Origin of the sequence: Salinibacillus kushneri (assembly GCF_900111405.1) — a bacterium.
GTDB classification, from domain to species: Bacteria; Bacillota; Bacilli; order Bacillales; family Alkalibacillaceae; genus Salinibacillus; species Salinibacillus kushneri.
The window spans coordinates 141336-167845 of sequence record NZ_FOHJ01000007.1 but is presented as its reverse complement, the minus strand read 5'-3'; the positions used below and the strand labels follow the sequence as shown (position 1 = coordinate 167845).

The window sequence follows — 26510 nt, the reverse complement described above, 5'->3', positions numbered from 1 at the left end:
TTTTATATGAATAAACGTGTAAGAGAGCTGCGGAAAAATTGGGAGCGGGATAGTCGCTGGAAAGATGTGGAGCGCCCTTATACAGCTGAAGAGGTTATTGGCCTAAGAGGTTCTATCGATATTGAACACACACTTGCCAGAAAAGGAGCAGAAAAGCTTTGGAATTATTTAAATACGGAAGATTATATTCATGCCCTTGGAGCATTGACCGGAAATCAAGCTGTACAACAGGTTAAAGCTGGTTTGAAGGCCATTTATCTAAGTGGGTGGCAGGTAGCTGCAGATGCAAATATTTCTGGACACATGTATCCGGATCAAAGCCTGTATCCTGCTAATAGTGTGCCGCATGTAGTTAAGCGTATAAATCAAGCATTACAAAGGGCAGACCAAATTCACTATTTGGAAGATGATGATTCTGTTGATTGGTTTCAACCAATTGTAGCCGATGCTGAGGCAGGTTTCGGGGGTCAACTGAACGTTTTTGAATTAATGAAGGGAATGATTGAATCAGGTGCTTCAGGGGTACACTTTGAAGATCAGCTTTCCTCTGAGAAGAAATGTGGTCACCTGGGTGGGAAAGTATTACTCCCTACTCAAACGGCAGTAAGAAACTTAATTTCTGCTCGACTTGCAGCAGATGTAATGGGTACACCAACGATACTGATTGCTCGTACGGATGCAAATGCGGCAGATATGGTGACTAGTGATGTGGATCCGTATGACCATGAATTTATTACAGGTGAACGTACTTCAGAAGGCTTTTACCGTACAAAGGCAGGAATTGATCAGGCGATTGCAAGAGGGCTTGCCTATGCACCTTATGCTGATTTAATCTGGTGTGAAACTTCAGAGCCAAATCTTAAAGAGGCCAGGAAATTTGCAGATGCGATTCATGAAAAATATCCACATAAAATGCTTGCCTATAATTGTTCACCATCCTTTAACTGGAAACAAAAGCTTGATGAACAAACCATAGCGAACTTTCAGAAAGAAATTGCCAAAATGGGTTATAAGTTTCAATTCGTAACACTTGCTGGATTCCATGCCTTGAACCATAGCATGTTTGAATTAGCAAGAGGTTATAAAGATCGTGGAATGGAAGCCTATTCTGAATTGCAGCAAGCAGAATTTGCAAGTGAAAAAGACGGCTATTCAGCAACAAGACACCAGAGGGAAGTAGGAACTGGTTACTTTGATCAGGTATCTACTGTTGTATCTGGAGGGACTTCTTCCACAACCGCGCTCAAAGATTCTACAGAAGAAGAGCAATTTACGGTTAAATCATAACACGGTAAATCACGGCCTACTCTGTTGCCGCAGGGTAGGCTTTTATAATGCCTCCAGTTCTTCACCTGACGTATTAAAATCCCTCTGGCTTATTCAAAAGATATCAATAGAATGAAAAAGAAGCAATAGGTTTTGGGAAAATAAGGGTGTCCAGAGTGCGTAAATCTTGTTAAACAAACGTTTGTTTAAACGCCTTAAAAAGACGATAACAATTGCTGTATAGGAGGACATATCAGTATGGATGAGCTGTCTGTCTGTGTGAGTGGAAATGATGTCTTTTTCAGGAATAATCCACTCTGCTAGGCGGAGATTCTGTTGGATGAAGACTGGATTCGGTCCCGAGGGTTTAGTTTAGTCTGTGTTGTGAATAAACAAGTCGATGTTAAGTGAGATTCGGTCTGTTTTGCTGCTCAGACTCGCATTTTGCAATCATCCTGTCACATCGATAAAGCTTTTAAACCGGATCCTATTGTAAAATGTTCCTCTTTTGCCCTTTAAAATGTTAGAATAAACATTGGTACAAGTTGCTACTCCATAGGTAATTTTGCTATTATAAATAAATATTGTAAGTGTTCGATTATTTTGGAGGTGAATGAGATGGCTGAGATTTCAAAAGAGCAGGTTAAACATGTTGCAAATCTTGCACGACTGGCGATTACAGAGGAAGAGGCAGAGAAATTAACGGATGAGTTAGGTTCGATTATTAAATTTGCCGAGCAATTAAATGAACTGGATACAGAAAATGTAGAGCCTACAACGCACGTACTGGATTTGAAGAATGTCATGCGAAAAGATGAACCAAAACAATGGTTGACACAGGAAGAAGCATTGAAGAATGCACCTGAAAAACAGGACGGGCAATTCCACGTTCCATCCATTTTAGAGTAAGGAGGTAGAAGAGATGTCACTATTTGATTATTCAATCCAAGAATTACAGGAAAAAATACATAAAAAAGAAATAAAAATTCAGGATTTAGTAGAAGAAGCTTATCAAAGAATTTCTGACGTAGATGATCAGGTTAAAGCTTTCTTAACCCTGAATGAGGAGGAAGCTCGCAAACAGGCAAAAGAACTAGATGAAAGTGACGCAACGGCAGAGGAGAAATTGTTCGGCCTTCCTGCTGGGATTAAAGATAATATAGTAACAAAAGGTTTACGCACCACTTGCGGGAGTCAATTTTTAGATAACTTTAATGATCCTTTATATAATGCGGCGGTCATAGACAAGTTGAATCAGGCTAAGTCGATTACAATTGGTAAGCTGAATATGGATGAATTTGCAATGGGTTCATCGAATGAAAACTCAAGTTATTTTACCACCCGAAACCCTTGGAATACGGATTATGTACCAGGTGGATCAAGTGGAGGTTCAGCTGCAGCCGTAGCATCTGGTGAAGTTCTGTATGCATTAGGTTCTGACACAGGAGGATCCATCCGTCAACCAGCTGCCTTTTGTGGAGTAGTTGGTTTAAAACCTACATATGGAAGAGTATCCCGTTTTGGACTAGTTGCCTTTGCTTCATCCTTGGATCAAATTGGACCGGTAACCAAAACGGTTGAGGATAATGCCAAAGTACTTGAAGTGATTTCCGGACACGACCAAATGGATTCTACGAGTGCTGATGTAGACGTTCCGAAATACTCTGAGGCATTAACAGGTGATGTAAAAGGCTTGAAGATTGCTGTTCCAAAAGAATATTTAGGTGAAGGTGTGAATGAAGAAGTACGCAATTCTATTCTCGAAGCCTTGAAAAAATATGAAGAATTAGGTGCAGAGTGGGAAGAAGTTTCTCTGCCTCACTCCAAGTATGCTGTGGCAACCTATTATCTATTAGCATCTTCTGAAGCATCAGCAAACTTAGCAAGATTTGACGGTGTGCGTTATGGAGTTCGAGCAGAAAATGCGAAGTCCATGATGGATATGTTTAAAGAATCCCGCAGTCAGGGCTTTGGTGAAGAGGTCAAACGCCGTATTATGCTGGGAACCTTTGCATTAAGCTCAGGTTATTATGATGCTTATTACAAAAAAGCCCAACAGGTACGTACATTAATTAAACAGGATTTTGATCAAGTACTAGAGAAGTATGACGTCATTATGGGACCAACAACCCCAACACCAGCTTTCAAAATTGGAGAGAAGATTGAAGACCCACTAACCATGTATGCCAATGATATTCTTACCATTCCAGTTAACCTTGCTGGCGTACCAGGTATTTCGATTCCTTGTGGTTTCTCAGCTGAAGGATTGCCAATTGGGTTGCAAATTATTGGAAGACACTTTGATGAAAGCACCGTTTATCGTACAGCCCATGCATTTGAACAGGCAACAGATTTCCATAAGCAAAAGCCAGCATTGGGAGGTGTTCAGTCATGAATTTTGAAACCATCATAGGTTTAGAAGTTCACGTTGAATTAAAAACGCAGTCTAAGATTTTTAGTCCAAGCCCGAACGCATTTGGTGATGATACCAACACAAACGTAAACCCGATTGATTTAGGGTATCCAGGTGTTTTGCCCGTACTTAATGAAGAAGCCGTGAATTTCGGTATGCGGGCTGCTCTTGCTTTGAATTGTGATATTGCAACGAACACCAAATTTGACCGTAAAAACTATTTCTATCCTGACAATCCTAAAGCCTACCAAATCTCTCAATTTGATCAGCCAATCGGGGAAAATGGCTGGATTGAGATTGAGGTGGATGGAGAAAAGAAGAGAATCGGGATTACACGCTTGCATTTAGAAGAGGACGCAGGAAAACTAACACATAGTGATGATGGTTATTCTTTAGTAGACTTTAACCGTCAAGGAACACCACTTATTGAGATTGTTTCAGAGCCGGATATTCGTACACCAAAAGAAGCTTATGCCTATTTGGAAAAGCTAAAATCCATTATTCAATATACAGGTGTTTCCGATTGTAAAATGGAAGAAGGATCTCTTAGATGTGATGCCAACATTTCCCTTCGCCCCATTGGACAAGAGGAATTTGGTGTTAAAACGGAGCTGAAGAACCTGAACTCCTTTAACTATGTACAAAAAGGCCTTGAATTTGAGGAAAAGCGCCAGGAAAAGGTATTACTTTCCGGTGGGGAAATCCTTCAGGAAACTCGTCGTTACGATGAACAAACGAAAGAGACCATCCTGATGCGCGTGAAAGAGGGTTCTGATGATTATCGCTATTTCCCAGAGCCTGATTTAGTTCCATTATATATTGATGAGGAATGGAAGGAGCGGGTTCGTGGAGAGATTCCGGAACTTCCAGATGCCAGAAAGGATCGTTATGTCAATGATTTGGAACTTCCTGCTTATGATGCTATGGTTTTAACCCTTACAAAAGAAATGTCCGACTTCTTTGAAGAAACCATTGCAGCTGGGGCAGATCCTAAATTAGCTTCTAACTGGCTAATGGGTGAAGTTTCCGGTTATTTAAATAAGCATGATCAAGAGCTAAAGGATATTGCTTTAACACCAGATGCTCTTGCGAAAATGGTGAAGTTAATTGCAGATGAAACCATATCTTCTAAAATTGCGAAGAAAGTCTTTAGTGAGCTGGTTGAAAAGGGTGGAGATCCGGAAAAAATCGTTAAAGATAAAGGACTTGTACAAATTTCAGATGAAGGACAGCTTACTGAAATTATTACAGGTATTCTGGATGAGAACCAGCAATCTATTGATGACTATAAGAACGGAAAAGATCGCGCACTTGGTTTCCTGGTAGGACAAGTGATGAAGGCAACAAAAGGGCAAGCTAATCCTAAGATGGTTAATAAAATTATCTTAGAGGAAATGGACAAAAGATAGATTCTAATAGGAAAGAGTTCAAGGTTGTCCGCATAGATATGTTAAAAGAGCAGATTCCGTCACAATCTGCTCTTTTCATTTCAATCAAAAAGGGATATGATGAAAACTGGTTAGATATCCAAAAATGAAGGTGAAGAAGATGAAGCGTGCCAGAATTATTTATAATCCGACATCGGGACGTGAGGCATTTCAAAAGGAACTTCCCATCGTTTTACAAAAACTGGAGCAGGCCGGTTATGAGGCATCTACTCATGCAACAACAGGAGCAGGAGATGCAACAGAAGCTGCCAGGACTGCAGTGAAACGTAAATATGATGTTGTAATTGCTGCTGGAGGAGATGGGACGATTAATGAAGTGGTTAACGGTTTAGCTGAACAACCCTATCGTCCTAAACTTGGCGTTATTCCCGTGGGGACAACGAATGATTTTGCTCGCTCGCTAAGAATTCCCAGGAATATTCAAAAGGCCATTGATGTCGTCGTGGCCGGACATACGAAAAAAATCGACATTGGTAAAATTAATGATGAGCAATATTTTATTTATATCGCGGGTGGAGGAAAAATCACTGAACTGACCTATGAAGTGCCCAGTAAACTAAAAACGATGCTTGGACAACTTGCATATTATATAAAAGGAATTGAGATGCTCCCCTTTATGAAACCAATCAATGTTCGGATTACTTATAATGATCATATCCTGGAAGAACCGATTATGATGTTTTTGATTACAAATTCCAGTTCCATTGGCGGATTTGAAAGAGCAAATCCAGAAGGAGAAATGGATGATGGTTATTTTGACCTGTTAATTGTAAGAAAAACACATTTTGGTGACATTCCTAAAATAGCGACTAGTCTTCTTAAAGGCAACCATATTCACCATGACAAAATTATTTATGCGAAGACAAAATCAGTGACGGTTGATGTAGAAGAAAAAGTTTCGTTAAATATTGACGGGGAATATGGCGGATTATTGCCCGGGAAATTTGTCAATTTGTATCAGCATATTGAATTCTTCGTTCCTGAGAATACGGATTAGACAGGAGTTTGTCTGATTTCGTATTCTTTGTTCTGTAAATGGGAAGGAAAAAGGCAATTGTTAAAGAAATCATGAGCTACCATGAGTTTTTCAAGCAATTAAAGGAAAAATAGAATCGAAAGCTTAATAAAAAGGAAGATTAAACATGGCTAAAGTAAAACCACCTGTTACCAAAAATGAAACGGTTGAACTTGAATTTGTCGATTTAACCCACGAAGGCTCTGGGGTAGGTAAAATAAATGGCTATCCTTTATTTGTTCCCTACGGTTTACCCGGTGAAAAAGCCAAAGTAAAAGTAGTTAAGGTTAAGAAAAACTTTGGTTTTGGAAAATTACTGAAGGTATTAGAGCAAAGTCCAGAGCGTATTGAACCCCCTTGTGATGTTTTTTATCAATGTGGGGGCTGTCAGATCCAGCATATGAGCTATAAGATGCAGCTTGATGTGAAACAAAAGCAAGTACAGGATGCCATGCGAAAAATTGGACATTTAGAAGATGTTCCTGTTCACTCGACAATCGGTATGGAGGATCCTTGGCGGTATCGAAATAAAGTTCAAATTCCTGTGAAAGGTGTAGAGGGTCGTTTAGAAACTGGTTTTTATAAGAAACGAAGTCATGACATAATCAATATGGATACGTGTCCGATTACAGATGAACAAAATGATCGTATGGTCGAAGCTGTGCGTCGAATTGCCGAAGATGCAGGGATTACTCCATATGATGAGAATAATCATCGTGGCATTCTTCGACATATTATGGTCCGTAATGGAAAGGAAACCAATGAGATTATGGTTGTTCTTGTAACCAGGACAGATAAGCTTCCCTATGAGGAGAAAATCGTCGAAGAAATTCTTAAGGCCTATCCTAATGTGAAGTCCATTATGCAAAACGTAAATCCTGAACGCACCAATGTCATATTAGGGAAAAAGACAAAACTTTTGTGGGGTGAAGAATACATCCACGATGCTATTGGAGATATCCAATTTGCGATTTCCGCGAAGTCCTTTTATCAGGTTAATCCTGTGCAAACGAAGAATCTTTATGACATTGCATTAGAGTACGCCAATTTAAGCGGTAATGAAACGGTTGTCGATGCTTACTGTGGTATTGGAACGATTTCTCTCTTCCTTGCCCAGAAAGCCAAAAAGGTTTATGGAGTGGAGATTGTTCCCGAAGCTGTTGATGATGCGAAGAAAAATGCAAAATTAAACAGGATTCATAATGCAGAGTTCTATGTAGGAGCAGCTGAAAAAGTGATGGATTGGTGGAAAGCTCAAGGGTTAAGACCTGATGTTATCGTGGTTGATCCACCACGAAAAGGCTGTGATGAAACGTTACTTAAAGCCATGTTGGATATGCAGCCTAAACGTATTATTTATGTTTCCTGTAATCCATCCACTTTAGCGAGAGATTTGAATATTTTAGCTGAGGGAGGTTATGAAACAAAAAAAGTACAGCCGGTGGATATGTTTCCGCAGACAAGCCATATTGAGAGTGTGGCTTTGATTGAAAAAGATTTGTCTAATTAATAAAATCTCTTGCTAGTTAAAATAAACATTTGCTAGTCCGACCCTGATTTCGTTAAAAAATACTTTTGCGAACTCGGGGTCTTTTCATGCCAAAACCCTTGTTATTCCTGGATTCTCTCTTTTCTCGGTTTTTTCTTATTTCACATATGTTTTTTATAACTCCGAAAAAATGGTGAAAAAACAGGTGGAAAATAGGCGAAAAAACGTCCATTTTTGATCCGAAAACCCTTCAAAATGGGGGTTCCGTAGCAAAACTTTATTTTAACGCTAGTGGTGGAATGCGGGTTTGAGGAGGGGATTTTAGCTTGAGTTTATTTTGGTTTCACATAGTAGAAAAAGCTGATCTTCCTAATTAAGAAAATCAGCTTTTTACTCACCATGAATCTGGCATGGAATCAGCTAAGTTTATACTCTATATTAAGATCCTTACCATGGCATAAAGCCATCTTTCATTAGCATTTGTCCATGATGCCATTTACCATCTGTTGCGTAATCAACAATTATTTTAGCACCTTCTGCTGGCGTTTTTCCAAGCGGATAATGATCATTTAGATCTGTGGATGTTGGTTCAGGCGTTACGGCGAAAATTTGTGCTTGTGTATCTTTAAGTTCATGAGCAAAACCAACCAACATGGCATTGTTTGCTGTCTTTGAAGTGTTATACGTAAATGAATTTGGTAGAATACCTTGTGAAAGAATGGCTAAGGAAGCCATTTCCATCGTGACGTTTAGTATAGTACCTTCATTTTCTTTAATCAATAATAGGATTCCACGTGTTAGTTCAAAAGTTCCAAAAAAGTTTACTTCAAATGCTTCTCGTAAATCCAGGATATCTGTCTCCATTGGACCATGTTCCATATTGCCACCAATACCAGCATTATTTATTAGTAAGGATAAATCGGAATGTTCCTTTTTAACCTCTTGTACAGCTTGATAAATACTGTCTGCACTGCTCAAGTCGAGCTGAATAAAGGTAACGTTTTCTCCCAACTCATCTGCAGCCGCTTTTCCACGATTTATATCACGAGCTCCAAGTAATACATGGAAGTCTTTCTCCATCAATTGTTTGGCAATTTCGAAGCCAATTCCTTTATTTGCTCCCGTAACTAATCCTTTTTTCAAATTTATTCTCCTTCCTCTCTATCTATAATATGTTTGGTATAACGATCTATCTTGAAATCAATCCCCTTTAAAGATTCTGTCATTAATGAAATTTCTGCAAGCACCGATTTTTTGTGATTCTTCATCATTTCAAGCCGCTGATTTATGGTGTTATCTCCTTCTACCACCCAATCAATATACTGTTTAATTCCACTTATTGGCATATGCGTGTTTTTTAAACAAATGACCGTTTCAAGTAGCGAAATTTGATCTTTTGAAAATAATCGCCTTCCAACTTCATCACGCTCAATTAGTGGAAGTAATCCTTTTTTTTCATAATATCGTAGTGTTGATTTTGGAATATTGAACTTGGCAGCAGCTTCACTTATTGAATAATACCTCATTTGGAGACCCCCAAAATTTGAATGATTTCATTTCGTCAACATAGTCATCATACAACTTAAATTATGGTTTAAGTCAATACAAAACTTTATTTTAACTGAAACGGTGGAATGCGGGTTTGAGGGGTGGATTTTAGAAGGAGTTTATTTTGGTTTCACAAAGATTGTAGATACAAAATAAACTCCCACCATTGATAAAAAAGTTTGACCAAAAGCCTAATTTCATGAAAATAAAGTTCTGATACAAGCGTTTGAAAGAAGTTGGAGAAAAAGGTATTTCCTATATCCTGGCTTCTTTCAGACGCTTTTTTCGTTGAACGATTTATTCCTTAAAAAATAAAGTTACATTTTTAAAATGAATTCGGGAAAATTGGGTTTTGTGTTGAGACTTTTTTATAAATGGCGACGGAAGAATGGGAGTTGGAAGGGGGGAAGTGTTGAGAGATTTTTATAAAGAGAATGAGGGCTTAGGAACTTTGGAATAGAAAAAAAGGAATGATATGCGGGAGAATAGGAGATTGTGAAGAAATGTACTTAAAGTAACGCAGCAGAATGATAGTGAAAAAACTAATTGACGATATGGGGTGTTATTTCAACTATAATATGTTACTATTAACTATCTGAAAATTTCAACACTTAATTAGAGGACAATCTTAGTGTAGGAGGTAGATATTATGAAAAAGAAAAAATATATCGACGTTAAAAACATTAAGGGGAAAACGTCAAATTAAATAAAACGTTTCCCCAATTTGAGAGGGGAAAATTATTTGAAGCAAATATTGTTAATCATTGATGCCCAGCAGGAGTTAATTGAAGGGAATCAAGAAGAAAGTGCTATTTACAAAAAGGAACAACTTATCACAAATATCAATGCAGTGATAAAAAAAGCAAATAATTTTAATGTTGCTATTGTCTTTGTAAGGGACTTGGAGGTTGCAGAAGGAATAGGCAAAGGTTTTCAAGTTCATGAAAAAATTAATGTACCTACTAATGCAAATTTCTTTGAAAAAACAGCAACGAATTCGTTTCAGGGTACAGGACTTCTAAATTACTTAAAATCTCAAGAAATTGGACATGTTGTTGTAATGGGATGTGCAACCCAACATTGCATAGATAGTGCAGTCCGAACGGCAACTATTAATGGAATGGATGTCACCTTAGTTGGGGATGGACATTCAACAACAGATGGCGATGTTTTAAGTGCAGAACAAATGATAAAGCATCATAACGAAACTCTTCATGGACATTACAATGTTGAAAACTTTTCCATTGTAAGAAATACAGAAGAAGAGTTATTCTATCCAACACATAATTCATATAGGGAATAATTGATTAGTAGAGCAATATCCCAATTTCTTAGTTCTTGAGATTTATCTTGGGTATTACTTATTAAGGTAGAATTGGAATATAATTTAAAACGTTAAAGTATGTGAACCATTACACTTAAAGTAACGGGGTGCTTTAATTTAACAATAGGAACAGTAAATAATATTTATTCGAAAATGAAAAAATAGGTCTTGCTTAAAAACGGAAGTGTTTTAATTGGCAATTATTTTTTCGGTATTTGTAATTTTGGTAGTAAGCTTTGGAAAGTATAAATTGGTAACTGGAAAAGGCCCCCTTATAATAGTTATACACCATATGACCATATTGCTAGTCAGAGCATACAGAGTTCCAAGAGTATAAGTCATCATTTGAAGAATAAGAAGACGATTAGTAAGTCGTACAATTTAGTGTTTTAACTAAAGGGCGTAATTCTTCAAGAAGGATTGGGCTACTTTTTTGTTGAAGACTTACACTAGATACTACTAGAGGTGTTTTTAGCAATGGTACTTAATTTGGAAATAGCTAAAAGGATTATAGAAACAGCTGAAATAATTGCCAATGAAAGCCAGTTGAATATGACTTTTGCAATTGTAGATCTTGGTGGTCATTTGATTGCCCTCCATAGAATGGATGATGTTGAGTTTATTAGTATTGATGTAGCTATTGGGAAGGCTTATACTTCGGCAGCATTTAGAACAACAAGTGCGGAGGTAGCAAAAAGGGGAGAAAAGTTACCCTTGTTTGTTAATGCAATAACAACCGTTACACAAGGGAGATATATACCACAAAAAGGTGGATTACCTATTAAAATAAATGGTAAAGTAGTTGGGGCTATTGGGGTACGGGAGAAGAATATGTAGAAGTATTAAGAGATGCTCTTGAAAAGGTTTGTAATTAGCTTCAGTACAAGACTTTAATAACAATAACTTTGGCTTGTTAAGCTAACGGGGCTATTCTTTAAGAAGATGGCATCCCTCAAAAAGCAAGCGATTGCTTTTGTCCTAATGAAGGTAAAAATGGGGGGAGAATAAATTGGATAAACGATTTAACTCATTTTCCTTTTATTTAATACTTATATGTTTAGTGTTAGCAGTCTACTCATTATATTCTAATACAAACAACACTTGGTTGATCTCACCGCCAAATTCCATTCTTCTATTGCTTAGTTTACTAGCTTTTGTCTTAGGAATTTTAGGTATTAAAGACAAGAGAAATTGGAGAACAAAAACAAGAGGTTGGTTAACAATAATCTTATCATATTTGGCATCTTTCGTACTTTTTTTGGTCGTTTTATTTGAACTCACTTTTTCTTCTATGGGAGCAAGTGAACATATTAAAACGGTTAGTTCTCCTGACAAAAAATACACCATTGATTTCTACCAATGGGATGCAGGGGCAGCTGGAACATTCGGGATAAGAGCTGAATTGAATGGACCACTATGGTTTTCAAAAAGAATTTACTACCAAAAAAGAACTGAAGATGTAAATGTAAAATGGATAAGTAATAATAAAGTATCCATAAATAATCATATTTTGAATTTAGAAAAAGGAGATACTTTTGGTTATCGGTGACTAAGTTGAGAATAGCATATATGAATGCAAACAACAATTAAACTAAAGGGTTCTTTAGCTGAATAAGCAGTTGTCGATACGACTGCTCCATCGCTTATTGAAGTAACGGGGCAGAATAGTTGAATAAATCACTTAGTGCTAATTATGCTTTATTAGTATAGTTAGCCGTTGGAAAGGGGAAAAGAAAATGAACCTAAGAATGGAATTGTTCGTGAAAAATATAGATAAATCAATGGAGTTTTATGGTAGTGTTTTAGGTTTTAGCTTACCAAAAGATGTTAATAAAAATTACATACCCGTTAGAAAAGATGATGTGGTTTTAGGCTTAGGGGAAATGAAAAATTTGCCTGAAAGTCACCCTCTTAAAGCTGTTGACGGCCAACAAATTGGTTTAGGAGTTGAAATAGTCTTAGAAGTGGAAAATGTAAAAAATGTTTATAACAGAGTAGTAGAAAAAAGTATCCAATCCAGACTGAATTGACTAAAAGACCTTGGGGTTTGGAGGATTTTAGAATAATTGATCCAGATGGATATTATCTAAGAATTACCTCTTCAACGGCAAATGACTAATGATCACTGTTGTGCTAACGGGGGCAAACATTTAACAAGAAGATCATCATTTGATGGTCTTTTATTTTTTTGGAGCGAATTGATGGAATATTGTGTTAAATATGGGTAAGGATCTTGAGCTCACGAAGCAGTTTAGTGATTGTATTTTAGGAAGTGCTTTGCTTGCTTTATTAAATACTCCGCTATTTAGCCACGCTAAACTTGGAATATTTCCAAGTGGATATGGAGGACATATATTCGGAGAGGTTGCTTGTTAAAATTACTAATTATTTATCATTGGTCGGATTAATATTACTAATAGTATTTTCCATTACATTGATAATAAAGAATCTAATTTCACAGGAGGAATAATGTAATTATGATTCTTCTCGTATTATGCTAACTGGGGTGTATCTTCAATAAGCAGAGACGATTCTTTACTATATTAAAAAATGGAATTTCAAAATAGGGGGATTATTATTTCAAAAAAGAAATGGCTTGTAGGAGCTTTAATGGTTGGATTACTCATTTATGGTTTTCAACTTTTCACTTTGGATAAGGAGAAGAGTAAATTAAAGAATGACACTATTTCGTACTTAGAAAATAAAGGGTATGATGAGGAAACGGATATAAAAGAAATATATATTGTTGCGATAGTCGAATTAAGCAAAGATAACGAATTGATCCATACGGGTGATTACCAAGCAGTTGTTCATTTTGAAGATGAACCAAAAAATGCTTATTTTTACACTTATAAAAATAATACAAAAGAAATTATACAAATTGATAGCGTCAATGAAGGTACAAACCAATCATTAAATCATAAAGAATAATATTTTATGTTATTGTACTAGCAGGTGCAATAGTTAAAACAAGGGGCTGTTGATTGTGACAGCTCCTATTGCGTTAAAGAGCAGGAATGTTGAACAAAATGGAAAATTTTAAATGAAATATAAGTGTTAAGATTAGAGTGAGAGTGATTGTATAGATTGGAGAGATTTGATGAAAATTAACTTATTTCTTATTCAATTTGCGACTTCATTACTTGTAATATTTGGTGGCACATTTATTTTTCGTTATTTTAGAACTGGTGAACTTTTATTATTCCAACTTATTGGAGCTTCAGTAGGTGTTGTACTTCTGATTGCATCCTTGATTTGGAGAAAATTGAATAAATAATGTTGTTAAGCGAATTGGTGCTTTTAACGGAGTTGTCGAATTATGCAAAAAATACTAATTCTTATAATGGTGAATTAGTAAAATATACAAGTGATATTGAGTAATATCTAATTTAACAAACAGGTAGCTATTCTTGAAGAAGGAGAATAGTTTTTTCTTATTGAAGTAACGAGGCAGAATAATATAAGAATTGAGGAAAGTAAAGATGGTAATAAGAAATATCAAATCAGAAGACTACACAAGAATTATACCTATATTAAGTGATTGGTGGGATGGGAGGAACATGTCTCTGCCCAGGTTATTCTTTGACCACTTTCAAAATACGAGTTTTATTGTCGAGAATGATAGTGAAATAATAGGTTTTTTAATTGGATTTCTATCGCAATCTCAACATAATGAGGCTTATATTCATTTCATTGGAGTAAATCCTAAGTATAGAAAACAAGGGATAGCAAGTAAACTGTATAAGCTATTTTTTGAAGAAGTTAGGAAACATGGTGTAAATACAGTAAAGTGTATCACTTCAATTGTAAATAAGAAGTCCATTTCTTATCACACAAGGATAGGGTTTAGTATTGTACCAGGAGATAAAGAAATAGACGGTATTAACGTTCATTCTAACTACGGGGGAAAGGGCATTGACAGGGTGTTATTTGTAAAGGAAATAACATGAACCATATATTAAAAAATCCTGTTGCCGCTGTAGCTAAAAGTGCAAATAAAAATTCTAAACTTGTAAAGAGAGTTCCTTCCATTTTATTGTTTATACCACTTAATAAAAAATAGTTAAACCTTGCCTGCTTTATGTGAAATAAATGGTAAAGCTAAGAAGGATTATGAAGACTTGATGCTGGGATAATTATTAATGGCTTCCCCGTTTGAAGTATATAATATACTTATAAATAGAGTTATGACATAAATGTTAGACGTGTTAATGGCAGCCAGATGGTTATCCGTATACCAACATAGAAAATAAAAAGGTGGAAAAACGAAATGAAAATCATTGTTACCAGTATATTCGTAGAAGACCATGACAAGGCACTGGAGTTTTATTCAGATACACTGGGATTCGTAAAAAAAGAGGACACTGCCGCCGGAGAATTTAGGTGGATAACGCTTGTTTCTCCCGATGAACAAGAGGGTACTGAGCTTCTACTTGAACCGAATATCCATCCAGCTGCTAAAGAGTATCAAGAGAGGTTATTTGAAGAAGGAATTCCAGCAACAATGTTTGGCGTTGAAGATATTCACAAAGAGTATAAACGATTAAAAGAAAAAGGTGTAAGGTTTACCATGGAGCCAACAGAAATGGATGAAGTCACAATAGCTGTCTTCGATGATACATGCTGTAACCTAATTCAGATAGCGCAGAGAAAATAACTTTATGTTAATCCAGTCCTAAATTCCAGCGCTGGATTATACATGTTTAAAATGAAATAACATTAATATCATTTTAAACTAGAAATGTATCTTTATGAATGAGAAAGAAGTGAATTCACTTCTTGCATTGCAGGATAGTTGAATAATATGGATAAAATTTTAGTTGATTGTTAATACTTGCTTGTTCAAGCTTAATTAAAAACCAAATAGACTAATTTTTATTAAATATTAGTCCGAAAAACGTAAAAAATAGAACTATCAGAGTAGGATAGTTCTATTTTAATAGTACCATGTTTAAATGTACCGTACAGAGGTATCGTATTATAGGCTGTAATAGAAAATATTTTATGTAAAACAAAATACAAAATAAAATCCTTTTTAGGGAGTGGTGTAAATGGCTAAAAACAGAAATGAAAAGCAAATGCACAATTATCGTGAGCACAACCATAATCATCAAAATCATGAACACCACGTCCATGAACATCACAACCATGACCATAATAATAAATTTATACATGAAAACCATCATGAGCAGGGCGGTCATGATGGTCATAATCATGATAGTCATGGGAATTACAGCCATCATCATGGTGGTCAGGAAAGCCATGATCATCATAACCATGGAGATATGGTAGGTGATTTTAAGAAACGTTTTTTCGTTTCTTTCATTATTACCATTCCAATTCTTGCGTTATCTCCGATGATTCAGGATTTCATTGGTGTAGATTGGAATTTCATGGGGGATATGTATATTTTATTTGTGTTATCCTCTATCATTTTCTTCTATGGTGGTTGGCCGTTTATAACTGGAGGCATTAGTGAGGTAAAGGAAAAGAGTCCTGGAATGATGACGCTAATAGCGTTAGCCATCACCATTGCATATGGGTACAGTACTCTTGTTGTATTTGGATGGGATGGTCATCAGTTATTTTGGGAATTAGCAACACTGGTTGACATTATGCTGTTAGGCCATTGGATCGAGATGCGTTCTGTGATGGGGGCTTCTAATGCGCTTGAGCAGCTTGTAAAACTTATGCCAAATGAGGCACACAGATTAGATGATAATGGTCAAATACAAGATGTCCCACTGTCAGATTTGAAACGTAATAACCGAGTTCTTGTAAAGCCGGGTGAAAAGATTCCGGTTGACGGTACCATTATTGATGGGAAGTCAGCCATTGATGAGTCCATGCTAACAGGCGAGTCTATTCCAGTTGAAAAGAATACAGGAGATGAAGTAATCGGTGGCTCAGTTAATAAGGAAGGATCACTAACGATTCAAGTAGAAAAAACTGGCGAAAATTTGTATTTATCTCAGGTTATTACAATGGTTAAAGAAGCACAGGAATCAAAGTCTAAAACACAGGATTTAACAAATCGTGCAGCAAAATGGCTATTTTACCTTGCTCTAACAGCTGGAATTGTAACGTTACTTAGTTGGTTATTAGTTGGTTATTCATTTGGCGTATCAGTGGAACGTATGGTGACAGTAATGGTTATAACCTGTCCGCATGCACTAGGACTAGCTGCCCCACTTGTAGTTGCTGTTTCGACAGCCATTTCTGCTAAAAAAGGTTTGTTAATCCGTAATCGGGCAAACTTTGAAGGTGCACGTAATCTTAATGCGGTTGTTTTTGATAAAACCGGAACATTGACTAAAGGTGAATTTGGTGTAACAGACATCATACCTAATGAAGGCTATAGTGAAAAAGAAATCCTGAAATTAGCAGCAAGTTTAGAGCAAAACTCTGAACATCCTATCGCAAAGGGTATTGTAAAAGCAACAAAAGATAAAGGGGTTCAATTAGGAAAAGTAACAGACTTTGAATCCATTACGGGTAAAGGCATACAAGGAACAGTGAATGGTAAAACAGTTAATGTTGTTAGTCCAGGCTATGTGAATAGTCATAATTTAACATATGATCAACGATTATTTAACAAAATGTCAGAAGAAGGAAAAACAGTTGTATTTGTCCTGCTTGAAGATAGGTTAATTGGCATGATTGCACTTGCAGATATGGTTCGTGAAACAGCGAAAGAGGCCATTGCAACCTTAAAGGAAAAAGGAATCCATACGATTATGCTTACAGGTGACAATAATAAAGTAGCAAACTGGGTTGCTGGGCAATTGGGTATAGACGAAGTTTACGCAGAAGTTTTACCAGATGATAAGGCAAACCAAGTGAAGAAGATTCAAGATAAGGGTTGGAAGGTTGCTATGACAGGGGATGGAGTCAATGATGCTCCTGCACTTGCAACAGCAGATTTAGGTATTGCAATCGGTGCAGGGACTGATGTAGCAATGGAAACGGCAGATATTGTTCTCGTTAAAAGTAACCCGAATGATGTTATTGCCTCTATGGATTTATCAAGAAAAACTTATAGAAAAATGGTACAAAATCTATGGTGGGCAACAGGGTATAATATATTTGCCATTCCACTTGCTGCTGGTGTCCTGGCTCCGATTGGAATTGTGTTAAGTCCTGCGGTAGGTGCTGTACTAATGAGTTTAAGTACCATCATTGTTGCAATCAATGCGAGGTTATTAAAGACATAAGTAGTTCGCTTACAATCCTGGAATAAAGTGTTCAAAGCGTTTTCATTAAACATGATGAGTATTTTAAACTATAGTACTAGAAATAAGAAGAGCTTTGGGATAGTGATAGGCTCCCCAAAGCTCTTCTTATAAATTATATTATGAAGCCATTTGTCTACATGTGTTGGCACAAGTACGACAAATATTGGCACACTCCTTACAATACTCATCTTGAAATTTGTCACATTCCGTTGCACAGCCTTCACACATGTTTGCACAAAGATTACAAAAATCCTTAGCACTTTGACTGTTTCTAGCCATAAGTGCTGCTGATTGGAAACAAATTTCAGCACAATCATTTAAGTGTTTTATACATGTGATTCGTGCTTGAACATCTGGTTCTTGTAGACATGCCGTATGACATTCTTCACATGCACGAGCACATTTTAAACATTCTTCAATACATTGATCCATATTGGATGGTGAACCAGAAAGTACCCCCATCAGTTATCCCTCCTTATAATGTGAACAGTAGTAGTTTTCTCAAGTTGAAAAATAATATGCTCTAACTAGAACTGAATGTAAACGGAAGAAACTATTGGTATTTTAGACTTGAACTAACCATTTTTTTACGGGTGATTTTTGTAAAGGTGTGGTGAAAGGAGGGAATGGGATATATCTTCCTGGCTACATCGGCTATATGGTGAACGATGAAAATTAGCTATTGTAACGTACCTGCCAATATAATAGAGGGCGACTTCTATTATGTTGGTTTATCAGACTATATTATAAAAGATGTTGGAAATGTAAAAAGGTGTTTACCTGTTCTTCTACGGAGACGCGGGGAACAAACTGCCATCTCATGTGTGTTATAAATTCATCATACTTTTTCTGTAATTGGTGTTGTTGTAATGCCATTTCAATATGTGCATTTATTACATTAGTATTTTGCATCATTAAAGCAGAGTTATAATTTGTACTCGACATATTTTTGGCCGTATTACGCAGTTCCAAAACAATCCATTTATTATTATGACTTATTTCGTTTTTTTCACTATTGAAGCTATGTTTAGTACTACCATTACTTAATGGTGGTACTTCAACATAATGGCTATACTCGGGGTTTATTAAGGCTAACATTACCCAGACGTGTGTTCGCATTACATTTTCCTGCAATCTAATAATATCTCTCAACTGGTGATTAGTAACTATTTCCTGATAAGCTTTTAACTTATGAATTACGCCTTCATGGGCTGATAGATGATCAGCCATAAGACCCAGATCTACAGCGGGTAAATGAGCCATAAAGACACCTCTTCCATTCAATATAGGTTAATTTATTATAATGTATGAGAGTGAAAGTAATGTGTTCCATAAGCTGATTCGGTGATTAAGTTAGGAAAAGGAGGTATGGAAAAAAGTCTTCTGGAAGGAGAGTTTAAGTAAATCCCCTTGATAATACCTTTTGCTTCAGATTCTGATTTCGTAAAAACAAATTAACGTTTCCGATATCAGGATTTTTTTCATTTTTAATGCCTGACCATTCTTAGCTTTCCCCTCTTTCTTCTATGCAACATTTTCAATAATGTTGTAGTATTATATATGTAAGAAATCAAATTCATTATTATAATTTGTGCATGACTATCAAAACACGATAAGGCTATCTAAAGGATGATTAAATTGGTTAATAACCATCATATTTATAAAAAGTTACGGGACATTACATCTGAAGAAAATGTGATGATGGATGAATACTTGAAAAACTATATGTACACAAGATTAGGCGGCAAGGCAGACTTCTTTGTTACCCCGGCAAATATAGAAGAAGTACAGCAGGTTGTTAAGCTGGCAAACCAAGTAGGTATTCCTTTTACTTTATTGGGAAATGGATCCAACTTAATTATTCGGGACGGTGGAATTCGTGGCATTGTGATGAGTCTTAAACGCTTTCGGTCTATTCGCAGAGAAGGAAACAGTATTATTGCTGAAAGCGGAGCAAGAATTATTGATGCCTCAAGAAAAGCCCTCGAAGAACGGTTAACAGGCCTAGAATTTGCTTGTGGAATTCCGGGAACCGTAGGCGGTGCCTTATTTATGAATGCTGGCGCTTATGGAGGTGAAGTAAAGAACTGTTTAAGATCCGCTGTTGTGGTAAACCGGGAAGGTGAGGTACTCACTTTATCTGCAGATGAATTAGACTTAGGTTACCGTACCAGTAACATACCTGACAAAGGTTATATTGTTTTAGAAGCAACATTTGATTTGAAACCAGGAAATTATCGTGAAATCAAAGCGGTGGTGGATGACCTTACACATAAAAGGGAATCCAAGCAACCGTTGGAATATCCTTCTTGTGGCAGTGTATTTAAACGGCCGCCCGGATATTTTGCAGGAAAATTAATTCAAGATAGTGGCTTACAAGGAAAAGGTGTGGGTGGTGCAGAGGTATCCACTAAGCACGCCGGTTTTATTGTGAACAAAGATAATGCTACAGCGACAGACTATATCAGGGTGATTACAATGGTTCAGGAAACCGTTAAAGAAAAATTCGGTGTAGAGCTTGAAAGAGAAGTAAAAATATTAGGAGAAGACTAAGGAGAATAATAGAATCAGAAGTAGCTAAAGCGACAGTAAAATAAATACCTATTAAAAAAGTAAGTAGTTCAGTTTTGGAGTATAAAATTGTAATTTGTACCCCCTAATTGAACTACTTTTTTCATATGAAATTGTAGTCTAAAATGTAAAGCTTGTTGTAATCCAAGTTGTATAATGAATCGAGAGAATTTTAGGATAATTAACACCTATGGTAAAATAAGTTAAAAAAACGTTATTCAACTAAACCAGCAGGATAGTTTGAACGAATAATAGAATTACCAAAAGTAAAAGTGTGGTGTATAGAAGTGAATACACAATTGATAAAAAAGGTTGAAGAAATAATTGGTGTAACAAAAACAATTATAATGTTGGATGAACAAGGATGTACTTCTGAAGTACAGAAAATCATTACTGATAATGGTTGCTATTTACTTAAAAGTTCATTTGAGAAAAGATATATAGAATGGTTAAAGGATGAAGCTCTGGTACTAAAAAAGCTAAATAATAAAAAACAAATTCCAGTTCCTGAATTTTATGGTTTTATCGAAGAAAAGCGTGGAAGCCATTTAATAATGTCATTTGAGGACGGAATAACCTTAACTTCTGCATTAGAGCAAGCGAAAAGTACAACAGAAAAGAAATCGTTAATTAGGAGCTTTGGACACTTTCTTCAACAATTCCATGAAATAGATCCAATAGATTCGTTTACTCATAATATTGATTGGTTGGATCATCAGTTAGTTAAAGCCGAAAGCTATTTGGAACATGGACAAACAAAAGGTAGTTTACAACTGTTAGAGAAGTTAAAGTTAAATAAACCCCTTCCCGTCGAACAGACTGTAATTCATGGAGATTGCACAACTGAAAATGTTCTAGTGATAAATGGAGAAGTTCGATTATTTATTGATGTGGCAGGTATGACAATTGGAGACCCTCGATATGATGAATCCCTAGCTATCAGAAGTTTTGTGAATAATGAAGAATACAGAAGAGCTTTTTACGACGGATATAAACGTTACAAGGTATCAAAAGAAGAGTTTCAATATTTTGATCAAGGACTATATGAATTTTTCTAACCTTAGCTTATTGAACTAACAAAGGAGTAATAGTTGAACAGGGCGATCAACATTTTGGTCGTCTTTATTTTACCCGATAAATAATTGGAATATTATGTTAATATTAGTTTAGAAGATATTGAGCTATCCAAGCAGAAGAGTTTAATAAGTATAATTAGCCGAATATTTAAATATATCGGGAGAGTATTTCGTATTTATATTAAGTAAATAGTTTTAAGGAGGGATTTGAAATGAAAAGATTTTTATATTATTTCGGTTGTGCGGTTATTATGGGATTTGTTTTTTATTTAGGTGTGAAGTATCAAATTTGGTTAGAGGAAGAAGGGAATATAACATTTGATTTAATGCCTGTTTTGTTATTTTCATCCGTATTTCCTATTTTTATAGGTATGTGCTTACGATTGCCTAAGCTAATTGTTGAAATTAAAGAGACGAAACAATGGAAGTTTGATTGGATAAAGATAGTTGCAGTAGGTGTACCTTCCTTATATATCACGATACTCCCAATACTGTCTTACTATTCTGAGGTGAATTTGTTATTTAGCAGAGAGTTGGTAATGTCAGGTAATACAACATTGACAACAACAGCTGGAATTGTCTTTGGTTTTGTTTTATTAGACAGTTTAAGAAAATGATAACTATTAAACAAACGGGGGCTTATCTTCAACAAGATATGTAAGCCTTATCATTTTAAAGAAACAGAAATATTGAACAAGAATTATGGAACTATAGTATGAAACAACGCGTCTTTATTATTAGGGGGGCGATAAAAAGTGAAGTATTTGTTAGTATTAGTTTCTTTAATATTTATAATTTTTACAGGTTGCTCAAATGACCTTCAAGAGAACAATGACAATAATTCAAGTAATTCGGGAGGAGACTCAGGTTCCTATGCTGCATTACTAAAAGTTAATGGGGTTCAATATACTTCTCTTGGAAATGTAAATAAAGATAAATATACAATTAACGAAAAAATTGGAAAAGTAGATAAAAAGGTCCCAGTTGATGTACTACCATTTAAAGATTTCATGTCAAACTATTTGGAAGAAGGAACGCCTATATTTTCAATAGAGGAAAATACTGATGTAGTTCTTGCTAAAAGAGAAGATGAAACTTATGAAATATTAAGATATAATAACTAGGTATCTTCTTGTGTTAACGGGATGCTTTAGCTGAATAAGCAGTTGTCAATACGACTGCTCCATCGCTTATTGAAGTAAAGAGGCAGAATAGTTGAAGAAGCCTTTTATCACAAAGTTGGCACTTATAGACTTAGAGGTGAAATTATGAACAAATTAATTAGTTGTATTATTTTAATAAGTATAAGTTTCGTAGTTGGATGTTCTGATTCAACCAAATATGATAATGATGATGTTGCTGCTATTGTAAGGGGAGAAGAAATAACAGTTGGGGACATTCGCTTTTTTGCTGAAGTGAAAGATGAAGATTTACCTGAAGCTATTGAATCAAAGGTTAGGGAAACTGTTGTTATTCAAGAAGCTAAAGAAATGGGAATAGATGTCTCAGATGAAGTCGAAGAGACAATTGAATACTTTGGTCAGTATCCTTCTGAAAATGTTGATACTGATAAAGCAAATGAAATCAGAGAGTTTGCAGAGGCTCAGTCTGAAAGGTTTGATATGAAGCCAAAAGAGTTTCATAAGGAGTTTATAGAGAGAAATGCTAAGAGAAGTGCATATCAAAATGAATTTTTTAAAGAACATTTAAATGGCAATCCTGAAACAGAAGAAGAAGCTAAAGAAATGAATGAAGAAATACAACAAATAATTGATGCGTTGTTAAAAGAAAACGAAGATGAAATTGAAATACTAATTAAATAATGGATAAATATAATTTGTTATTGAACTAAATGGGGCGTTAGTTTAATAAGAATGAGCATTTTCGATAAGGAATTTGCTCTTTTTTGTACCTCAAATTACATTGGTTTTTGCACATGATTTTCCAGTTCTTCAATAATTATTGTAGATCGCAATTTGGGTTACATTTTTCTATATAAATAACTACTCAAAATACAATTTAATATTGACGTAACAATGAAAAACGAGCATCAAATTGCTATGCAATTCAACGCTCATTTTATAATACGTTTTTATTGTTTGCACTCCAAAACTGAACTACTTATAAAAAAAGAGGTGCTTTTTTGCACCTTTTTTCATTCCTGAATCCTTTCTTTCAACCTGTTTGATCATATAATCCAATTTGAAACCGGTATGGACTAGATCTGACTTTCAGTATTGGCGTTTTCTTTGATCGAATCTCTTTTCTTTATATTTGATAGAAATACCCCTGTTAAGGTGATGAGTCCTCCGATTATGGCAGATAGTAGGGCGTTTCATCAAGCCAGATCCATGCAATAACAAAAGCAAGTATAGGAGTTAAATAAAGTGAACTTGTTGCTTCGGATGCGCCTGTTCGTGAAGTCATAAAGGCAAGCATAAAATAAGGAATAACACTTGGGAAAATACCTAGATAAACAACCACCAGGGTTGTGTCCATCGGAGCATGAATGATTGCTTCCCCAAGCCCTGGTGAAAAGATCAGCATGAAAAAAGTACCGGACCAGATTGTATACATTGTAAAAGTAATAGAACCATATTTTTTTAGATAAGCATTTTGAAAAACGAAGTAAAAGCTTTCAGCAAGGGATGCAAGTAAAACCAGGAATATCCCTGAGTTAAAGGAAAAACTTTCACTTGTCCCGTATAAGGAGATCAATGCCACTCCGCAAAATCCAATCAATGAACCTATCCATCCCCAAATTCCAAATTTCTCACGGAAAAATAGTAGAGCCAAAAGAGCCGTAAATAGAGGGGTTGTTGAAACCAGTAAACTGGCTACCCCAGCACTAATCGTTTGTTCTCCAAAGTTTAGTGCGGTTTGATAGACGGAGAACCCTAAAAAACCAAGTAATAGAATGGCAGGTATATCTTTTAATTCTGGTAAGCGAATTTTTTTAATAAGTGCTACAAAAATCAGTGCTGCTGACCCAATCAATAACCGTAGAAGAGATACATGCTCAGGGGAATATGCCGTCAATGCAGCTCTTATACCGGGGAAAGCTGATGCCCACAAAGTGATGGTAATCAAATGAGCTAAAATAATTTTGAAATCTAGTGACTTTAACATATATACACCTCTATTCAACTTTAAATCCAACCAGTTCATTTTGATGTTTCCCATCTTAATATGCCTTTGGTAAAATGTCTTCAACAGGTTAACTAAAAAAACCAACCAGTTGAAACGAAGCTGGTAAAGGAGTTCATATGAAAAAACCCAAATACCAGGCAATTGTTGAGTATATTAAGGCAAGGATCTCAAAAGGTGAATGGACAATCGGAAGTCAAATACCTAGTCAGCGTCATTTGGCAAAACAATTTGAGGTCAATCGCAGTACGGTCATTACAGCGCTGGAAGAACTGATGGCAGATGGCCTAATTGAAGGAAAAGCAGGCAAAGGAACAGTTGTCACCAATAACACCTGGACCTTGATGGGGAAACAGACCTCAACCAATTGGAACGAAAACGTTACGTTAGGTATACATAAACCGAGTATCTCGACTGTGCAGGAAATTAATGAGGCTGAATCTGACGATAGTCTGATTCAACTAAGTAAGGGTGAATTATCACCGGAGATATTCCCTTTAGAGAAAATGAAATCCATTGTGCAAAAGGTTTCAAGTCAATTAACACCGTTTGGATACGAAGAACCAAAAGGTAATGTAAAGTTACGCCATGCTATCAGTGAATATCTGAAACGGAGAGGTGTTAACGTTTCGCCATCATCTATTTTAGTTGTGTCCGGTGCGCTTCAGTCCCTTCATCTAATTTCTATTGGTCTTTTAAAAAGAGGATCAACGGTTTTTCTGGAATTTCCTTCCTACTTATATTCACTAACGGTTTTCCAATCTGCTGGTATGGAATTGAATAGCTTATCAATGGACAAAGAAGGCATTATGACTGATTCCATTTATCAAACAAAGGAAAAGGGAAAAATATTTTGTATACCAATCCAACCTTTCATAATCCAACAGGTACTTTAATGCGGAAGAAAAGACGGGAAGAGCTAATCGAATACTGTGTAAGAGAACAGCTTCCGGTTATAGAAGATGATGTTTATCGCGATTTATGGATTGACAACCCGCCACCAGAGCCATTGAAATCAAAAGATCATCACGGGAATGTTCTGTATCTTGGCAGTTTATCAAAAACCCTAAGTCCAGGCCTGCGAATAGGCTGGGTAGTTGGTCCGGAATCTGTTATAAATCGATTAGCTGATTTGAAGATGCAATCCGATTATGGATCAAGTACCTTATCTCAGTTGGTGGCGGCTGAGTGGTTATCCAGTGGTTTGTACGATCATCATCTTGAAGATGTCAGAGAGCAGCTTCGGAATCGTAGAAAAGTGGCGATAGATAGTCTTAATAAATATTTAAGTCCCTATGCTACATGGGAAATACCAAAAGGTGGCTTCTTCATATGGGTTAGGATAAAATCAACTTTTAAAGTAAAAAGGCTATTTGATAAGGCTTTATCCAGCGGTATTCTTGTAAATCCTGGTCGTATTTATGCAGAACAATCAGGGCAATATATACGTTTGTCCTATGGATATGCCTCACTAGATGAGCTGAACGAAGGTATATTTCAATTAAGTGAAATCATTAAACATCAATATAAATGAAAGTTTGTGAAACTACATTCTTTTAATAGATACTGGACCTTAGCTTAAGGCTGGTGAAAATGTTGTTATGATTAAGAGAACTTGGCGCTTCAAGTTCTTTTTTTGTAGAGAGATTTTATTTAACGATTTATCTTACAAAACTTTTGATTTTCTCTAAATAACGAAAACTTTTTTATCACTCCGCAGTCTAATATATAGATACATCGTATAAGGGGGATACACCCTGGAAATGGATGTGTGCTTTTCAGAATGATCATTATCAGGAAATGGGTGCTTCTCGAGAGCATAATGGAGTAACGATGACACTGGATGGAGTCATTGCAGATCAAAAGGGGTTTGTACTCTTTATGCTTAAAGATAAAGAAGAAACCGAGCACCCATCTAGCACCCATCTATTCTTCAAGATGTATGGTTAAAAACGGCTGATGGAGAAAGAGTTGATTA

Annotated in this window: 27 protein-coding genes and 1 pseudogene; 23 read left to right on the top strand and 5 right to left on the bottom strand. The window is 36.0% G+C overall.

Annotated features, from left to right (window positions below; all coding sequences use genetic code 11):
* Nucleotides 1-6: 6 nt before the first annotated feature.
* The 6 genes from aceA (at nucleotide 7) to rlmD (ending at nucleotide 7652) form a co-directional block, all read left to right on the top strand.
* Nucleotides 7-1287 carry an isocitrate lyase gene (gene aceA / locus BMX63_RS11915; protein ID WP_093135886.1) on the top strand — a complete coding sequence of 427 codons (1281 nt, stop codon included), beginning with the start codon at nucleotides 7-9 and terminating at the stop codon, nucleotides 1285-1287.
* Between the two features lie 597 nt (nucleotides 1288-1884).
* Entirely contained in the window at nucleotides 1885-2175 is a 291-nt protein-coding gene (gene gatC / locus BMX63_RS11910; RefSeq protein ID WP_093135884.1) for an Asp-tRNA(Asn)/Glu-tRNA(Gln) amidotransferase subunit GatC, read from the top strand.
* Between the two features lie 13 nt (nucleotides 2176-2188).
* Entirely contained in the window at nucleotides 2189-3661 is a 1473-nt protein-coding gene (gene gatA / locus BMX63_RS11905; protein WP_093135881.1) for an Asp-tRNA(Asn)/Glu-tRNA(Gln) amidotransferase subunit GatA, read from the top strand.
* On the top strand, nucleotides 3658-5088 hold the full coding sequence (gatB, locus tag BMX63_RS11900; RefSeq protein WP_093135879.1) for an Asp-tRNA(Asn)/Glu-tRNA(Gln) amidotransferase subunit GatB: 1431 nt from the start codon (nucleotides 3658-3660) through the stop codon (nucleotides 5086-5088). Before gatA ends, gatB begins: the two co-directional genes overlap by 4 nt.
* Nucleotides 5089-5227: 139 nt before the next feature.
* Nucleotides 5228-6124, top strand: coding sequence for a diacylglycerol kinase (locus tag BMX63_RS11895; protein WP_093135876.1), 897 nt, complete (start codon nucleotides 5228-5230; stop codon nucleotides 6122-6124).
* Between the two features lie 145 nt (nucleotides 6125-6269).
* Nucleotides 6270-7652, top strand: coding sequence for a 23S rRNA (uracil(1939)-C(5))-methyltransferase RlmD (gene rlmD / locus BMX63_RS11890; RefSeq protein WP_093135873.1), 1383 nt, complete (start codon nucleotides 6270-6272; stop codon nucleotides 7650-7652).
* A 426-nt stretch (nucleotides 7653-8078) separates the two neighbouring features.
* On the opposite strand, the gene BMX63_RS11885 is transcribed toward rlmD, so the two are convergent.
* Together BMX63_RS11885 and BMX63_RS11880 are read right to left on the bottom strand one after the other, a co-directional pair.
* Nucleotides 8079-8774 carry an SDR family NAD(P)-dependent oxidoreductase gene (locus BMX63_RS11885; RefSeq protein WP_093135871.1) on the bottom strand — a complete coding sequence of 232 codons (696 nt, stop codon included), beginning with the start codon at nucleotides 8772-8774 and terminating at the stop codon, nucleotides 8079-8081.
* Between the two features lie 2 nt (nucleotides 8775-8776).
* A complete protein-coding gene (locus tag BMX63_RS11880) occupies nucleotides 8777-9157 on the bottom strand; it encodes a MerR family transcriptional regulator (RefSeq protein ID WP_093135868.1) in 381 nt (126 codons plus the stop codon).
* 764 nt (nucleotides 9158-9921) lie between these two features.
* On the opposite strand from BMX63_RS11880, the gene BMX63_RS11875 reads away from it, so the two are divergent.
* The 10 genes from BMX63_RS11875 (at nucleotide 9922) to BMX63_RS11835 (ending at nucleotide 17717) form a co-directional block, all read left to right on the top strand.
* Nucleotides 9922-10482: an isochorismatase family protein gene (locus BMX63_RS11875; RefSeq protein WP_093135866.1), complete on the top strand. Its 561-nt coding sequence runs from the start codon at nucleotides 9922-9924 to the stop codon at nucleotides 10480-10482.
* A gap of 498 nt (nucleotides 10483-10980) precedes the next feature.
* The gene (locus BMX63_RS11870; protein WP_093135863.1) at nucleotides 10981-11340 is read left to right on the top strand and encodes a GlcG/HbpS family heme-binding protein; all 360 of its coding nucleotides are present in this window, start codon (nucleotides 10981-10983) and stop codon (nucleotides 11338-11340) included.
* A gap of 172 nt (nucleotides 11341-11512) precedes the next feature.
* Nucleotides 11513-12052 (top strand): DUF5412 family protein, encoded by a 540-nt coding sequence (locus BMX63_RS11865; protein WP_093135861.1) that lies wholly within the window; start codon nucleotides 11513-11515, stop codon nucleotides 12050-12052.
* A 211-nt stretch (nucleotides 12053-12263) separates the two neighbouring features.
* A complete protein-coding gene (locus BMX63_RS11860; RefSeq protein ID WP_177167285.1) occupies nucleotides 12264-12533 on the top strand; it encodes a VOC family protein in 270 nt (89 codons plus the stop codon).
* A 190-nt stretch (nucleotides 12534-12723) separates the two neighbouring features.
* Nucleotides 12724-12879, top strand: a complete 156-nt coding sequence (locus BMX63_RS18290; RefSeq protein WP_220083830.1) for a hypothetical protein — start codon at nucleotides 12724-12726, stop codon at nucleotides 12877-12879.
* Nucleotides 12880-13053: 174 nt separating this feature from the next.
* Nucleotides 13054-13434, top strand: coding sequence for a hypothetical protein (locus BMX63_RS11850; protein WP_093135855.1), 381 nt, complete (start codon nucleotides 13054-13056; stop codon nucleotides 13432-13434).
* A gap of 169 nt (nucleotides 13435-13603) precedes the next feature.
* Nucleotides 13604-13780, top strand: coding sequence for a hypothetical protein (locus tag BMX63_RS18080; protein WP_177167284.1), 177 nt, complete (start codon nucleotides 13604-13606; stop codon nucleotides 13778-13780).
* 205 nt (nucleotides 13781-13985) lie between these two features.
* Nucleotides 13986-14453, top strand: coding sequence for a GNAT family N-acetyltransferase (locus tag BMX63_RS11845; protein ID WP_093135853.1), 468 nt, complete (start codon nucleotides 13986-13988; stop codon nucleotides 14451-14453).
* A 320-nt stretch (nucleotides 14454-14773) separates the two neighbouring features.
* Nucleotides 14774-15160, top strand: coding sequence for a VOC family protein (locus tag BMX63_RS11840; protein WP_093135850.1), 387 nt, complete (start codon nucleotides 14774-14776; stop codon nucleotides 15158-15160).
* A gap of 394 nt (nucleotides 15161-15554) precedes the next feature.
* Nucleotides 15555-17717 carry a heavy metal translocating P-type ATPase gene (locus BMX63_RS11835; RefSeq protein WP_245732823.1) on the top strand — a complete coding sequence of 721 codons (2163 nt, stop codon included), beginning with the start codon at nucleotides 15555-15557 and terminating at the stop codon, nucleotides 17715-17717.
* Between the two features lie 138 nt (nucleotides 17718-17855).
* Here the strand turns inward: BMX63_RS11835 and BMX63_RS11830 are convergent, their stop codons facing one another.
* Nucleotides 17856-18200 (bottom strand): four-helix bundle copper-binding protein, encoded by a 345-nt coding sequence (locus tag BMX63_RS11830; protein WP_093135847.1) that lies wholly within the window; start codon nucleotides 18198-18200, stop codon nucleotides 17856-17858.
* A 282-nt stretch (nucleotides 18201-18482) separates the two neighbouring features.
* A complete protein-coding gene (locus BMX63_RS11825; protein WP_093135844.1) occupies nucleotides 18483-19001 on the bottom strand; it encodes a hypothetical protein in 519 nt (172 codons plus the stop codon).
* Nucleotides 19002-19367: 366 nt separating this feature from the next.
* Here BMX63_RS11825 and murB point away from each other — a divergent pair, with 366 nt between their 5' ends.
* From murB to BMX63_RS11800, 5 genes are all read left to right on the top strand, one after another.
* On the top strand, nucleotides 19368-20291 hold the full coding sequence (gene murB / locus BMX63_RS11820) for a UDP-N-acetylmuramate dehydrogenase (protein WP_425441485.1): 924 nt from the start codon (nucleotides 19368-19370) through the stop codon (nucleotides 20289-20291).
* Nucleotides 20292-20596: 305 nt separating this feature from the next.
* A complete protein-coding gene (locus BMX63_RS11815; protein ID WP_425441484.1) occupies nucleotides 20597-21367 on the top strand; it encodes a phosphotransferase in 771 nt (256 codons plus the stop codon).
* A gap of 230 nt (nucleotides 21368-21597) precedes the next feature.
* The gene (locus tag BMX63_RS11810; protein WP_093135839.1) at nucleotides 21598-22002 is read left to right on the top strand and encodes a hypothetical protein; all 405 of its coding nucleotides are present in this window, start codon (nucleotides 21598-21600) and stop codon (nucleotides 22000-22002) included.
* A gap of 138 nt (nucleotides 22003-22140) precedes the next feature.
* Nucleotides 22141-22509, top strand: a complete 369-nt coding sequence (locus BMX63_RS11805; RefSeq protein WP_093135837.1) for a hypothetical protein — start codon at nucleotides 22141-22143, stop codon at nucleotides 22507-22509.
* 144 nt (nucleotides 22510-22653) lie between these two features.
* The gene (locus tag BMX63_RS11800; protein WP_093135834.1) at nucleotides 22654-23208 is read left to right on the top strand and encodes a SurA N-terminal domain-containing protein; all 555 of its coding nucleotides are present in this window, start codon (nucleotides 22654-22656) and stop codon (nucleotides 23206-23208) included.
* 490 nt (nucleotides 23209-23698) lie between these two features.
* Here BMX63_RS11800 and BMX63_RS11795 read toward each other — a convergent pair whose 3' ends face one another.
* Complete coding sequence (locus BMX63_RS11795; RefSeq protein WP_342732730.1) at nucleotides 23699-24514, bottom strand: DMT family transporter; 816 nt, start codon at nucleotides 24512-24514, stop codon at nucleotides 23699-23701.
* A gap of 137 nt (nucleotides 24515-24651) precedes the next feature.
* On the opposite strand from BMX63_RS11795, the pseudogene pdxR reads away from it, so the two are divergent.
* A pseudogene (gene pdxR / locus BMX63_RS11790) lies at nucleotides 24652-26066 on the top strand (MocR-like pyridoxine biosynthesis transcription factor PdxR).
* A 233-nt stretch (nucleotides 26067-26299) separates the two neighbouring features.
* The gene (locus BMX63_RS11785) at nucleotides 26300-26482 is read left to right on the top strand and encodes a DUF4179 domain-containing protein (protein ID WP_093135832.1); all 183 of its coding nucleotides are present in this window, start codon (nucleotides 26300-26302) and stop codon (nucleotides 26480-26482) included.
* Nucleotides 26483-26510: the final 28 nt, after the last annotated feature.